The organism is Bartonella sp. AA126HLJHH (assembly GCF_042197425.1).
GTDB lineage: Bacteria > Pseudomonadota > Alphaproteobacteria > Rhizobiales > Rhizobiaceae > Bartonella.
Genome location: NZ_JBHIRU010000003.1, coordinates 152124 through 167519 on the forward strand (window position 1 = coordinate 152124; position 15396 = coordinate 167519).

Below are 15396 nucleotides of genomic sequence, written 5' to 3' on the forward strand. Positions count from 1 at the left end.
ACGTTTTCACAGCCATGCGTTTCTACCAGAACATGGAATAATTTTAATAAAGTTCATTGTCTTCCACAATTATAACTTTCTAACATTAATATAATTCCACGATTTTAAGATAAAATAGAGAAATAAAAATGAGTCCACCTTCTTTCTAACCAAGATAAAATGATTAAAATATAAATCATAAAAAATTTAATAATGTCCAATAAAAGCATTTTTGCACAAACCTTTGTAATGCTAATCGTTATACTTCTTCAGTTTATCAAAATGATAATCTAGAATAGCCATAAAATTATATGATCGTATATTTTTTGAGTTGATACGAAAAATTTATCGATATTCAAATCAGCTCATGCCCCTTTTCATCTTAGAAAAGATATCAATCACGAAAATTAGCGTAGATATATATTTTGAAAAAAATTTAGCCCTTTGTAATCTCTACGCCATCAATCACATTAGTTTTATTAATGATAAGCAATAACATCTGTATAGCTCTAAGCTTAAAGAGCAACACAAGATTAAAGTATCATTTTTATTTATTGTAAAAGAGGATGTAAAACTTCATTTTTCTCTTATCTTTGTTAAGAAAAATTGAAAAATGATCTTATTAATAATTAAAAAATAGAAAATATTTTTTTACAAAATAATATATTATTTAATTACTTTTTAAAATAACCTATTTAAAATAATATAAATATATTATGTTTATATTGTATATATTTAAATTGTATATTTTCAATTAAATAATAATGTTTATAATAATAATAAAAATATTACATAATAATTATCTTTCTATTAAATAAAATCATAACATGAAATAAGAAATTCATAATAAAATTAAGTATAATTTTATTGGTTTATAAGTGCAACAAAGAAATATATTTAATTATGTTATTGAGCTCAGTTGCGTTGCCATCGTTTTTGCCTGCTTGGATTGGTGAATCCTTTTATTTCCAAGCAATTATTAACTGAACTTTGACTGCTCAGCATGCTGAAAAATCTCTATGTGATTGTTTTCTTGATAATTGCTATTATGTTGTTTAGCGCAGCTCTTAGCTTTCTATCAGGCAACTTAAAAGCTTTATTCTGTCAATTTTCTTATTGTTTAAGCAAAAACTCATCCACGTAATAATATATTGAATGCACCAACAAAATCCGCACGAATAACCACATTCTACACATCTAAAAATTACCCATCTTTGACAGTTTTTTAGCACTATAAACGCAACAAAAGTAAATTTTGCTCGGAGGAAAAAGCACTACTAATATTGTATACCATCTTACAATTGGCTTGTGTCATCAAGCAGCCATCCAAACTCAAACTAAAACTGATTTAAAACCAAGAAATTTAACTCTATGATTTCTGTTGTAAATTCTTTGCTCATAGCTATAGAAATACAACCGATTTTATGCATGAATATGTCTAATAAAAATCCTCATGTGTAAATTTTACATACCCTATACCGCCAGCATAAATAACGATATTTTACAGTACGATAGAATTTTCACTCAATTTTTTATTTTTATAATCATGCTGACTTTCATCTCATCCCCCTAATCCATTAAATTTACGCATTGTTTTCTTATAACTTATGAAAGTCATGACCATGGAAAGAAAAGCGCTCAACAGAAGATATCCAATATTCCATTCGCCTTTACCAAGCAACAATGACACAGGCAAGGAAGCAGAAAAAGCCATAGGAAGCATAAACAAAAGCCATTTTACGATGCTTAAAGGATAAATTCCTATTGGTACAAATGAAAGCTCGTAAATCATTTCATGAAAATATTCGACAGGCATCTTACGGCTAATAATAAATGTTATAAAATTGAACATCAGAAAAAAACAAATATTGACAATAAAAACACAAAATATTGCAACAACAAAAGAGATCCATCTGAGCTTAAGATCAGAAATATCCGGTAATGATACAAATAAATAGGCACTAACATAAAGAACAAAGAGCTTGATCAAATTAAGAGATTTACACCAACCAAACAACATCAACAACCAGCTTGAAACAGGCTTTATCAAGTATGGTTCAATTTTACCATCCGCTACTTTTTCAAAAAACGTTTCAATAGAATTAGTAAAAATATTCAAAAATATTCCAAGTAGAACAAAGACAACAAAGATAAAATGGATTTCATCTCTGCTATAGTTACCGATCTTTCCTGAAAAAGAAGATATTCTATCAATAAATATGAATTGAATAAAATAATAGCATAGAGAAAGAATAAACTCCCCAGCCAAATTCTTACCATAAACAATCTGTCGGCGGATATTCAAAATGATAAAATGAAGGATTATTTTCATCTCAACCACCTGCTCCATTATATGCTTTCATCCCTTTATTCCAAGCAATATAAATTAAGAATAAAAAACACAAAATAGAAGTAAAACTTCCGAAAATAAACTGCTGAAACAACGCTAAATTTTGCGTCGCGAAAAACTCGGCAGGAGCTGATATCATGAAACGATAGGGATTAAATTGCATAAGCGGAATAAGCCACACCGGCCAAAAAGATGGTGGTAAAAGAACACCCCCAAGAAGCGTTGAACTGAGAATACTGAAAGAGAGTAATATATTGTACTCAATCACCCAAAAGCTTAATAAGGCAATTCCAAAAGAGAGTAAAAAACAAAGCAATTGTGATAGAATAACAACCAGAAAAAAGAACAGAAAAGCGATGACCAATCCCAGAATATTTTCATAGGATAAAACAAGCTTAACAACAAAAAAAGCCAATAACGGGATGCTATATAATACACTCTCCCCTAAAAAAGTAAAAAGCATTTGTGTCATATAACTAAAGGGCTTTGTAAGATATACTTCTAATTGACCTTCTTTAACATGATGAGAGAAAAACTTAATCACATTATAACCATTATTTAAGCGACCTAGGACTAAAGCAAAAGCATAATAATACATCATATCATAAAAGCTAAAGCCATTGATGGTGTTGCCCGTATCAGAGAAAAGTGCATTCCATAATAGAAATTGAATAACAAATGGCGAAAGTGTCCCAATGATAATATCGGTAAAAAACATTGCTCTATCACTTAGAACAGTGAGTAATCCATTCTTGGCAAAAAGAAACATACCAAAGCAGTGGTTAGATAAATTCTTTAAATTTAACACGGAGCATCTCTTCAAGCGAGGGAGTGGATACAGAGAACGTACAGTTCAATTCGGTTGTAATTTCGCGTACAAAACGCACAAAATCCTCACGGGGCAGCGAAACCTCCAGCGAGCATTCTTCAGCGTTAAAGTGCTTATCTTTTAAAGGAGTAGATAATTTCAACGCAATCTCATCAATTTTTTCTACAACAGCTGAAGGTGCAGCCATATGTTCACAAAAAAGTGTCATTCTCACCAAAGAAGGAATGACACTTTTAAGCGCATGAAGATTACCATGAAACTGTTTCTTTCCTTTATGCAAAAGAATAATATCATCGACGTATCCATCAATATCTCCCATATCATGACTTGTGATGATATACCCAGTGCCACGCTCCTTTTTCAGTTTTTTAAGAAGCTCCCTGATTTCATGCTTAGATGTAATATCAAGACCAATACTTGGCTCATCGAGAAACAACAGTTTAGGTTTAAAGGAGAAATTAAATGCCAATTCACTTTTCACTCTCTCACCCAGACTAAGCATCCGCACTGGCTTATCCATAATATGCTCAAGACCCAGCAACTCAGCGATCTCTTTAAGATCACGGGTAAAAGAGGCGCGTTCAAGACCATATAATGGTTGAACCATATCCAAACTGTAGCGTAAGGGCAAATCCCACCATAAACAATTCTTGTGACCAAAGACCACACCCAAAGACTTGAACAGATTTTTCTTCGCTTTATAAGGATCAACACCAAGGACTTTAACACACCCCTCATCAGCGTATTGTATACCAGAAAGTATTTTAATCAGTGTCGATTTACCCGCTCCGTTAGGGCCAAGAATTGCTAACGATTGCCCTGAAAAGAGGGTAAAACTCATATCTTTTAACACATGATGATTTGTATAAACCGGCTTGAAGAGAGAAAAGACCTTGTTTTTAAAACCAATTCCTCTGTCAATGTTGCGATATATTTTTGAGACGTTATTAACGTCAATCAATAATGATCCCATCAGTCACTCCTCATTTCAACTTATCCCCCCTTTGAATGTTTCCATAATAAATATCTGTTTTTGTTCACTAGAAAAAACAAAAGTGTTCAAGCCCTCCCTAGAGCAATAAAACGCGCCTGACGTTTTATCTCCAATTTTTTGTCTAGATATTTTTTCAATGTGATGAGTTCACTTCAATGCAGCATTAAGATACTAAAAACTTATTTCTTCTTTTATGAACGATAGTCTTTTGGATAAACTAAGTAAGTAGAAAAATAATTGCTCATTGAAAGGAGAACTTTGCTAAGAAAGCTTCATTGTGTAAGCAAAGATACAAAGCATAAATCTATACTATAAGCATATCAAACCACATTGATAATAAAACAAACTTCCTTGACAACAGGAATTTTTGAGAGGCTACTTTTCCTCAGCATTACTATAAAATGCCTCCATTATTCCCCATAAAAAAACTAAAATCGCTTTCTCTATTTTAGTAAATATCTTTCAGATTTTATCTAACTCATCTCCCTCAACAGACACGCCTTCCCAATATATGACCTCTATAGATAATTCAAAGAATCAGCTTCATAAACTCAGATTATTAAATGATACACCATATCCAAAAATAACAATACAATCAATTATGGATAAAGAACTGTAGAAAGAAAGCCATGATATTCGAAAATTTCATCACTCAAAAACACAATTTTCTCATAGCGATTGACTTATCAAAAACTTTCTTCAAATAGATGCCCTATTCATCTTATCAAATTTATAGACAAAATTTGTATCAATCAAAAAGAACAAATGAAGTTTGTTTAGTCGGTTTCAGCATCACTCTCATTAAAAGATAAAAGATTAAAACTTTGGACCATATGAGGTGGTAAAGGTGCAACAATGTCCAATATTCCTCCTGAAGGATGCGGAATACGAATACGACGTGCATGAAGATGAAGACGATTTTGAATTCCTCCTGGTAATGTCCAATTACTATCAGAAAAAAAATACTTTGTATCGCCAATGATAGGATGATCCATATGGGCTGCATGCACACGAAGCTGATGTGTTCTCCCTGTATAGGGTTCCATTTCAAGCCACGAAAGAGCCCGCCCTCGCGTATCTAAAACGCGATAGTAGGAAACCGCATGATGTGAATCTGGCTCCCCATGTTCACAAACACGCATTTTGTCACCTTGTGCAGTCATTTCCTTAACCATCCACGTTGAAATTTTGTCTTGCTTTTTTTTAGGCACACCCCGAACCAACGCCCAATAAGTCTTTTTTGTTTCTCGCGCTCTAAAAGCAGCAGTTAAGAACTGAGCAGCTCCCCTTGATCGCGCAACAATAAGCACACCCGACGTCTCACGATCAAGACGATGAACCAAACGCGGCTTTTCACCTTTTTTATTGCGCCATACCTCAAGCATACTATCCATATGACGAGTTAAACCAGAGCCTCCTTGTACAGCCAACCCAGCTGGTTTATTAAAAACAAATACCTTTGGATCTTCATAAAGCAGCATTTTTTTCAAAACGGTCCCATCATCCTGCCCACGAAGTGTTTTATCCGTTATTGAAAGACTTTCCTTGTCATTAATAGGGAGAGGTGGAATACGAACAGCCTGTCCTATACAAAGACGCGTATCGGCTTTAACACGTCCACTATCAACCCGTATCTGACCAGAACGCAACAATTTTTGCAAAGCTCCAAAACCAAGTCCTGGATAATGCACTTTAAACCAGCGATCTAAGCGCATTCCATTTTCATCTGCCTCAACTTTTTTTATTTCTATGCCTGCCATGAAAATTCCCTTACCTGATAATTTTATTGATCTATTTTTGCGCCTTTATAAACACAAAAATTCATATTTTAGTTGGTTTTATCACACCATATTACAGTTAGTATCCAAAATTGCCTTTTCTTAACGTCCAAATTTTATTAGCTAAAAACTAAGCGTTGTAAAAATCAACAGCCTTTACGCTTAATAGCGAATGGAGATAATTAACCGTGTCCTTATTTAAAACCTATGCACGTGTTCTCACTTACCTAAATAGAGAAAAAAATGCATCCCTTTTAATCTGTACCGCTAATGTTATGTTAGCTATTATCACTATTGCAGAACCTATTTTATTCGGACGTGTTATTGATTCTATTTCAGAAAAATCAGCTATCATTCCTACTCTTACCATTTGGGTTTGTTTTGGACTTTCACATATTATTGCTTATGTCCTTGTTGCTCGCGGTGCTGACCGCTTAGCCCATAGACGCCGCTTAACGGTTTTAACGGAATCTTTCGAACGTATCATTGCTATGCCTTTAATTTGGCATCAACAACGTGGAACTTCCAACGCACTCCATACACTTTTGCGCGCAATAGATTCCATGTCAACCATATGGCTTGATTTTATGCGCCAACATCTCTCAACGCTTGTCGCCTTATTGGTTCTCATCCCCATAGCGTTTAATATGAATTGGCGTCTTTCAATAGTCTTGGTTGTGCTTGCCATCACCTATGTATTAATTGCACGTTTAGTGATGCGAAAAACAAAAGACGGACAAGCTGCTGTAGAATGCTATCATCATAACCTTTTTAAACATGTCAGTGATTCAATCTCTAATGTTTCCATTGTACAAAGTTATAACCGAATAAAAGAAGAAGCTTCTACACTACATCAACATACAAATGCTCTGCTTAAAGCACAAAATCCTGTTCTCAATTGGTGGGCGCTCGCCAGTGGCTTAAATCGAATGGCTTCAACAATTTCAATCGTTTGTGTTCTTCTCCTTGGAGCTTTTTTTGTTGCAAAAGATCAATTACGAGTAGGTGAAGTCGTTGCTTTTGTTGGATTTGCACAACTCATGATTAGCCGCCTAGACCAAATGAGCAATTTTATTAATTGTGCAATATCCTCACAAGCAAAACTGCAAGAATTTTTTGAAATGGAAGACTCAACCTTTCATATTAACGAACCGCAAAATCTTCCTTCCCTCCAAAATGTTAAAGGCGCCATACAATTTCATCACGTGACCTATCAATTCCCAAATTCTTCTCAAGGTGTTTTTGATATTTCCTTTGAGGTTAAAGCAGGACAAACTGTTGCAATTGTAGGACCAACAGGGGCTGGAAAAACAACATTGATCAATCTGTTACAGCGCGTATACGACCCTACCCTTGGGCATATCTCCATTGATGGAATAAATATATGCTCAATCAATCGCGAATCTTTACGCAAATCTCTAGCAACAGTATTTCAAGACTCGGGTCTTTTTAACCGTACTATTCATGACAATATTTCAATAGGAAAAGCGAGCGCAACGAATGAAGAACTTTATGAAGCAGCAAAAATAGCAGAAGCTCACGATTTTATTCTAAAAAAAGCTGATTGTTATAACACAATGGTGGGCGAACGAGGATCTCAATTATCCGGTGGAGAAAAACAGCGACTAGCAATTGCACGTGCTGTTTTAAAAAATGCCCCTATTCTCATTCTAGATGAAGCAACAAGCGCTCTTGATGTTGAAACAGAAGCACGTGTCAAAGATGCTCTCGATTGCATAAGCCATAACCGTACTACTTTTATTATAGCACATCGCCTCTCAACAGTACGCAACGCTGATGTGATACTCTTTCTGGATCATGGTCACTTAATGGAAAAAGGAAACTTTCAAGAATTGATCGATAAAGGGGGACGTTTCTCTAATTTTTTAAAGGCAAGTGGTTTAACAATCAAACCACCAGAAAGAGAAGGAGAAAATGTTATTCCCTTACATGAAGCCATAGCTTCATAAAAACGATACTCTTCATAGATCTTATGCAAAAAATGCCTCTTCAATACAATAAGAGTTCTTATATATGATACAAGTAAAAAGATTTCTAAAAATGCCACAATCCATTTTAGGTATTTAAGAAAAATATTAAAACAGTTTAGTATTTTCTCTGCTATTGCAATTTTACTAGATTAGAACAAAAATATTTTCCTATATCTGTGCATACTGACGAGTATACATTCTCATTTAGGGAAAATGTAAAGATGTAAAGGTAAAAACAATTTCCAGTTTTACCGTCTTCCTTTCACTCAGCTTTACGAATTTCAAAACGAACTAAAGTAATATCTTTTAAATAATGAATATTATGTATTGCGTTGCACTTTTGTTTATCACTTTCTTTATAGTCCTCTCATAAAGAACAGAACATCATTGTTTTGCACATTCATATAACTTTTTTTAAGAAACATTTCTCAATGCTCTTAAGCCCATTTCACAACGACATTCGTGAGTGGTTTTGATTAATTTAACATACACAGAATTTGAAATAATAAAACCCTACGAATATTCGTAGCTCTTATTCAAAAGATAAAACGATAAATTATCATTATAATTCAATATATTAAAGCAATTTTATCATAAATAAATTAGATGTTAATCTAAATCTTTAGATTTATGTGATATTCATTTGATTTATATTGATAATTCATTACTTTATAACTTGAAATAAAGATTTATAAAGATAGGAGAATATTCTTTTCCAAACCTTTTAATAATAAACCAAAAAACTGTTTTCTTGTACATAACAAGCAAAATAAAAACAACACAATAGCTCTAAGATACAACAACTCTTTTATAAGCCTTTTCAAGAAAAGAGATTTTATTCATTTGAAAACTAATAGAATAATGATAGCTTATAACTTTATAAGGATAATCGTATGCAATAAATCTTGTATTTTTCCTTTCATAAAAAGAGATGTTTCTTCAAAAAATCTATAAGAGCAACACAATAACTAGTCTTCCTAGTAAAAGAATACACAGTAAAGCATGAAGTGCTGCATAATCTATCTTATCTTAAAAAGGTGACTCCTGAAACGCTTGGAAGCTATAAAGCCAAATGATAAAGTGGTGATAAAGACAAACACTGTCTTTATCTTTACAATTGTATTTTCCCCAATTACGCTGTATCTGCATTTCAGAAATACACCAGACAGATATTCATGATACATAGATGCCAACCAAATATAACAATGTGAAAAATACCTATGCAGAATGATTTCATTCTTTAATTTTTTTCAAGAAAATCTTTTAGTGCCGCAAATGCCTCATCAGCTTTGTTCCCCTCAGGACCACCAGCCTGCGCCATATCAGGACGGCCACCTCCACCTTTACCACCAAGCATCGCTGAAAGAATACGAACGAGATCTACAGCATTTAATTTATCCGTTAAATCATCCGTAACACCGACAACAGCACTCCCTTTTCCATCCTCCGAGACACTAATAAAAGCAACCACTCCAGATCCAATTTGTTTTTTCTCAGAATCGACGAGCGCCTTAAGATCCCGTGGTAAAATATTTTTAACAACGCGTCCGGTAAAAGAAAACCCATTGATGATGATAATATCATCTTGGCTCCTTTCTGTTATTCCACCACTCAACATCATTTTCTTGCGTACATCATTCAATTCTTTTTCAAGTTTACGACGATCATCAAGCAAAATTCGCACCCGTTCTTCCACACCAGCAGAAGAAGTTTTTAAAAGATCAGCGATTTCATGAATACGTTCATCTTGGCGGCTAAGATAAAGACGTGCTTCTTTGCCTGTTAAAGCTTCAATACGCCGCACTCCAGCTGAAACAGAACTTTCAGAAACAATATGAATTAAACCAATATCACCTGTTCGCTCCACATGTGTCCCTCCACAAAGCTCAATTGACCAACGCTTTTTTAATCTTTCCTGTTCAAGTGGCTCCCCCATAGAAACAACGCGAACTTCATCACCATATTTTTCACCAAACAATGCCATGGCTCCTTCAGAAATGGCCTCATCTACAGCCATGAGGCGCGTTATTACTTTACTATTTTGCAAAATAATCTCATTGGCTAAATCTTCTATTTTTTTCAACTCTTTTGGTGAAACGGATTTTGGATGGGAAAAATCAAAACGCAACCGATCTGGCGATACAAGAGAACCCTTTTGTGTAACATGGTCCCCCAATGTTTGGCGTAAAGCTTCGTGTAACAAATGAGTAGCAGAGTGATTCGCACGAATTTTCTTACGACGAACAATATCAACCGTTAATTCTACACAATCAGACCTCGATGCCTGACCAGATTTCACCTCCCCAATATGGATAAAAACACCATCACCCTTTCTTTGGGTATCATGCACCTTAAAAATAAAATTTTCACCAGAAATGATACCGCTATCACCAATTTGCCCACCAGATTCACCATAAAAAGGTGTCTGATTAACAACAAGCATAGCTTTCTGATCTGAAGAAATATGATCAACAATTTTACCATCACATACAAGAGCTGTAAGAATACCTTTCGCTGTCTCAGTTTCATAACCTAAAAACTCTGTGGCCCCCACTTGATCACGAACAGAAAACCAGATTTTCTCTGTTACAGCTTCTCCAGAACCAGACCAATTGGCACGTGCTTCCTCTTTTTGGCGTTCCATCGCTTTATCAAAAGCACCAACGTCAACAGATATTCCGCGACGACGAAGAACATCTTGCGTCAAATCAAGCGGAAAACCATAGGTATCATAAAGTTTGAAAGCAACTTCACCATTCAAATAGTCTCCTTCTTTAAGATCGGTACTTGCTTCGTTCAACAAACCAAGTCCTCGTTCAAGCGTTTTACGAAAACGTATTTCTTCTAACCTTAAAGTTTCTGAAATCAAAGATTCAGCACGTGTCAACTCAGGATAAGCTTGTCCCATTTCGCGAATTAAAGCAGTCAAAAGTCGCCACATTAAGGGCTCTTTAGCACCAAGAAGATGCGCATGACGCATAGCACGACGCATAATACGACGTAAAACATATCCTCTTCCTTCATTAGAAGGAAGCACACCATCAGCAATCAAAAATGCAGATGAGCGAAGATGATCAGCAATGACACGATGGCTGGCAATAAAATCACCCTTTGCCTCAATCCCTGTAATTTCTTCTGATGCAGCAATTAATGCACGAAAAAGATCAATGTCATAATTATCATGAACGCCCTGTAAAACAGCAGCAATACGCTCTAATCCCATGCCTGTATCAATAGAAGGGTGAGGTAAGTTAACACGTTCTTCCTTGGAAACTTGCTCATACTGCATAAAAACAAGATTCCAAATCTCAATAAAGCGATCCCCATCTTCATTAGCACTTCCAGGAGGACCGCCCCATATTTCATCACCATGATCATAAAAAATCTCCGAACAAGGCCCACAAGGTCCTGTTTCTCCCATCGACCAAAAATTATCAGCCGTCGCAATACGAACAATTTTTTCATCTGGAAGACCTGAAATTTTACGCCACAGTTCAGCAGCAACATCATCACTCTGATAAACTGTCACCAACAATTTATCTTTTGGCAGGCAAAATTCCTTTGTTAAAAGATTCCATGATAAAAAAATGGCTTCTTCTTTGAAATAATCACCGAAAGAAAAATTACCCAACATTTCAAAAAATGTATGATGGCGCGCCGTATAACCAACATTATCAAGATCATTATGCTTTCCACCCGCACGAACACATTTTTGTGCCGTTGTTGCCTGCGTATAAGAAGGTTGTTCAAGTCCAGTAAAAACATTTTTAAACTGCACCATCCCTGCATTTGTAAACATAAGTGTAGGATCATTCCGCGGAACAAGCGGACTAGAAGAAAGAACTTTATGCCCATTACGATGAAAATAATCCAAAAATGTTGACCGAATATTATTAACACTATTCATGTTGACACCTGCTCAATACAGCACAAAACCATAAAAGAAAAACCCCCCTCATTAAATCCTCTTCGCCACGCATGGAGTCAATTTAATCAAAAATGGAATATTTGTTTTAAAAAATTGAGAAAAAAATGACTGCGTATTTAAAAACTCAAACAAAAAACAGGAAAATCTTAAAGAAAAAAAATTATAGACGAAAAAAACGCCCCATCAAATGGCTTCATCACTTTCTATATTTTCTGACCCTGCATTTTCTAACAATTCAACCGCAATCAAACCAGCATTTTGGCGCAAAGCTGCTTCAATCTCTGTAGCTATTTCCACATGTTCACGTAAAAACTGCTTTGCATTCTCACGCCCCTGCCCTAAACGCTGAGAATTATAAGAAAACCATGCACCAGATTTTTCCACAACACCAACCTTGACACCCAAATCAATCAACTCACCTACTTTGGAAATACCTTCACCATAAATAATATCAAACTCAACCTGTTTGAATGGAGGTGCCAATTTATTTTTCACCACTTTAACGCGCGTCTGATTACCAACGATTGAATCCCTATCTTTAATGGATCCAATGCGACGAATATCTAAACGAACAGAAGCATAAAACTTTAAAGCGTTTCCACCCGTTGTCGTTTCAGGAGAACCAAACATCACACCAATTTTCATGCGAATTTGATTAATAAAAACAACCATACAGTTAGAGCGAAAAATTGCTGCGGTTAATTTTCGTAACGCTTTACTCATTAACCGAGCTTGCAATCCGGGCAAAGCATCACCCATTTCACCGTCAATTTCTGCTCGCGGTGTTAAAGCTGCGACAGAATCCACAACAAGCACATCAACGGCACCAGAACGAACCAACGTTTCTGTAATTTCCAATGCCTGTTCACCGGTATCTGGCTGAGAAATGAACAAGTTTTCTAAATCAACACCAAGCTTACGCGCATAAATAGGATCAAGCGCATGCTCTGCATCAATAAAAGCACAAATCCCACCACCTTTCTGTGCCTCAGCAATAGCATGGAGAGCCAATGTTGTTTTCCCAGAACTTTCTGGTCCATAAATCTCAACAATACGCCCCTTCGGTAATCCACCAATCCCTAAAGCAATATCCAAGGATAACGATCCTGTTGGAATTGTTTCAATTTCAACAACTTGCTCTTTTTGCCCAAGACGCATAATCGAGCCTTTACCAAAAGAACGTTCAATTTGTGAGAGAGCAGCATCGAGAGCTTTTGTTTTATCCACGATTATATCCTTGACCGAATTCATAATAACCTAAAACTTTAGTGTACACTGTACTTTTAATTTAACTAAAGGTTTGAGTTTAGAGTTTCACAGACTATTTCCATTCCTATCTCCACATTATGTCCATAAACATTCATGACCATCACAATAAAGAATTGGCATTGCTTATCTTATGACACATAATAAACTCCAATAAAGTAATATCTCTATGGGAGCATAGTTAACATATTTATATCTCTCTAGAAAAGGAACAATTTAATTTTAAACACAATGTTCTACAACCCTTCTGCTTATCCCTTTGATTAAATACTTGAGAGACTAAGAATTCTCCCGCTATTGATCACACAAAAAACGCATCATCAATCAACCTCATACCCTATTGCATCGAAGAACAAAACGCTATTGTGTTGCATATTCATGCACTTGATTTAAGAAACATCTCTCAAAACTTCCAAGCTCATTTTGTGACAACACCTATGAATGTGGTATACTGCAAAACCCTTTAGGCACCACCATCTTTACTCTATAGAAGGAGCAAGCCGGCACCATCACACTATTTATCATCCTCCAATATTGCAACAGCTCTCGGCACTTGAGACAATTCATAAGAGGGATTTTTAGTCTTTTCTTGTACAGTTTTTATCACACGCTAATCCTGCTTGTAACATGCAAGCGAATAACTTGATTGCTTCAACAAATAACAGACTTGGGATGAGAGAAATTTACGGTATTTGAAACTTTCATTCAACTTACGAAACAGTCAATCATCATTATAAGTCAATATATTATTTAATAAAAACCAAAAAAAAATACAGCAGCTTAAAAGTTGAATGACATATTTAAATTTGAAAAAACATGCACTTTTGAAAATATCAAAAAAAATCTCTACAAGCAATGCAATAAATGTTTAAAATATAAGCTAAATTTCTCATACAATAACATAAGAGATAAAATAATAAATCCAAGATCAATAAAAAACGTATTTCAACTCAAATTTTATTTTGATCTTTACGTTTTTTGCGCAACTGTTGCCACCACTCAAGACGTTTCACAATTTCACGCTCAAAACCACGCTCAACTGGTTTATAATAACTCTGACGCCCAAGTTTTTCGGGAAAATATTCTTGTCCTGAAAAAGCGTCTGGTTCATCATGGTCATAACAATAACCACTTCCATACCCTTCTTCCTTCATAAATTTCGTAGGCGCATTAAGAATATGCTTAGGAGGTGGTAAAGAGCCATTTTTGCGCGCACAACGCAGTGCTGCTTTATACGCAAGATATGCTGCATTTGACTTTGGCGCAGTTGCAACATAAAGACATGCTTGCGCCAAGGCCAATTCTCCTTCTGGTGATCCTAAATAATCATAGGCATCTTTTGCTGCATTACAAATGACAAGAGCTTGAGGATCCGCCAAACCAACATCTTCAACGGCCATACGAACCAATCTTCGCCCAATATAGAGAGGATCTTCACCAGCATCCAACATACGTGCCAAATAATAAAGCGCAGCATCAGGATCAGATCCACGAACGGATTTATGCAACGCTGAAATGAGATTATAATGCCCATCTCGTCCTTTATCATAAATAGGCGCACGACGCTGAATAACTTTTTGCAAAGCAACAACATCAAGAATCTCTCCCAATGGTGCAATAGACCAAACTTCCTCTGCCAATGTTAACGCAACCCGCGCATCACCATCAGACATCTCTATCAAAACGTCTCTGGCATCATTATCCAAGGGAAGAGTTTTTCCCTCCACTTCTTCAGCACGCCTCAAAAGCATGTCCAAACTTTCATGATCATGAGAAAGAAATGTTAAAACACGTGCACGCGAAAGAAGGGCAGCATTCAGCTCAAAAGAAGGATTTTCGGTTGTTGCACCTATAAGTACCACAGTACCCTCTTCCATTACAGAAAGAAAACTATCCTGCTGTGCACGATTAAACCGATGAATTTCATCAACAAAGAGAAGTGTTTTATCCCCAGATATAAAACGCCTCTGCGCAACTTCAAAAATCTTTTTAAGTTCAGAAACTCCTGTAAAAATAGCAGAAACCTGTTCAAACGCGAAATTTGTTTCAAGGGCTAACAAACGTGCAACAGTCGTTTTTCCCGTCCCTGGAGGTCCCCAAAAAATCATCGATCCAATTGAGCCTGTTGCCGCCATACGTGAAAGCAAACCATCCTCTCCAATCAAATGCTTTTGTCCCACAACATCATTGAGAGAACAAGGACGCATTCTTTCTGCAAGTGGCTGATTTTTATTAACTTGAAAATCAAACGACGAAGTAAAAAAATCTTTCTTCAAAAAAA

General features: G+C 35.6%; 8 protein-coding genes. 1 reads left to right on the forward strand and 7 read right to left on the reverse strand.

Annotated elements, in window-relative coordinates; translation table 11 throughout:
- Window positions 1–1540 precede the first annotated feature (1540 nt).
- The 4 genes from ACFIQC_RS03025 to ACFIQC_RS03040 form a co-directional block, all read right to left on the reverse strand.
- A complete protein-coding gene (locus ACFIQC_RS03025; protein ID WP_375630113.1) occupies window positions 1541–2329 on the reverse strand; it encodes an ABC-2 family transporter protein in 789 nt (262 codons plus the stop codon).
- Window positions 2313–3137 carry an ABC-2 family transporter protein gene (locus ACFIQC_RS03030; protein WP_375630112.1) on the reverse strand — a complete coding sequence of 275 codons (825 nt, stop codon included), beginning with the start codon at window positions 3135–3137 and terminating at the stop codon, window positions 2313–2315. The genes ACFIQC_RS03025 and ACFIQC_RS03030 overlap by 17 nt, the downstream gene beginning before the upstream one ends.
- A complete protein-coding gene (locus tag ACFIQC_RS03035) occupies window positions 3112–4131 on the reverse strand; it encodes an ATP-binding cassette domain-containing protein (protein ID WP_375706722.1) in 1020 nt (339 codons plus the stop codon). Before ACFIQC_RS03035 ends, ACFIQC_RS03030 begins: the two co-directional genes overlap by 26 nt.
- A 797-nt stretch (window positions 4132–4928) precedes the next feature.
- On the reverse strand, window positions 4929–5912 hold the full coding sequence (locus ACFIQC_RS03040; protein ID WP_375621428.1) for an RluA family pseudouridine synthase: 984 nt from the start codon (window positions 5910–5912) through the stop codon (window positions 4929–4931).
- Between the two features lie 206 nt (window positions 5913–6118).
- On the opposite strand from ACFIQC_RS03040, the gene ACFIQC_RS03045 reads away from it, so the two are divergent.
- Window positions 6119–7900, forward strand: a complete 1782-nt coding sequence (locus tag ACFIQC_RS03045; protein ID WP_375621429.1) for a glucan ABC transporter ATP-binding protein/ permease — start codon at window positions 6119–6121, stop codon at window positions 7898–7900.
- A gap of 1261 nt (window positions 7901–9161) precedes the next feature.
- Here the strand turns inward: ACFIQC_RS03045 and alaS are convergent.
- From alaS to ACFIQC_RS03060, 3 genes are all read right to left on the reverse strand, one after another.
- Complete coding sequence (gene alaS, locus ACFIQC_RS03050; protein WP_375686133.1) at window positions 9162–11828, reverse strand: alanine--tRNA ligase; 2667 nt, start codon at window positions 11826–11828, stop codon at window positions 9162–9164.
- Between the two features lie 204 nt (window positions 11829–12032).
- On the reverse strand, window positions 12033–13076 hold the full coding sequence (recA, locus tag ACFIQC_RS03055; RefSeq protein WP_375706723.1) for a recombinase RecA: 1044 nt from the start codon (window positions 13074–13076) through the stop codon (window positions 12033–12035).
- A 989-nt stretch (window positions 13077–14065) separates the two neighbouring features.
- Window positions 14066–15391 carry a replication-associated recombination protein A gene (locus ACFIQC_RS03060; protein WP_375632411.1) on the reverse strand — a complete coding sequence of 442 codons (1326 nt, stop codon included), beginning with the start codon at window positions 15389–15391 and terminating at the stop codon, window positions 14066–14068.
- Window positions 15392–15396 lie beyond the last annotated feature (5 nt).

Bases quoted from the DNA above. Each gene is read 5' to 3' on its own strand.
- ACFIQC_RS03025 (WP_375630113.1), bottom strand. From the start codon at position 2,329: ATGGAGCAGGTGGTTGAGATGAAAATAATCCTTCATTTTATCATTTTG.
- ACFIQC_RS03035 (WP_375706722.1), bottom strand. From the start codon at position 4,131: ATGGGATCATTATTGATTGACGTTAATAACGTCTCAAAAATATATCGC.
- ACFIQC_RS03040 (WP_375621428.1), bottom strand. From the start codon at position 5,912: ATGGCAGGCATAGAAATAAAAAAAGTTGAGGCAGATGAAAATGGAATG.
- alaS (WP_375686133.1), bottom strand. From the start codon at position 11,828: ATGAATAGTGTTAATAATATTCGGTCAACATTTTTGGATTATTTTCAT.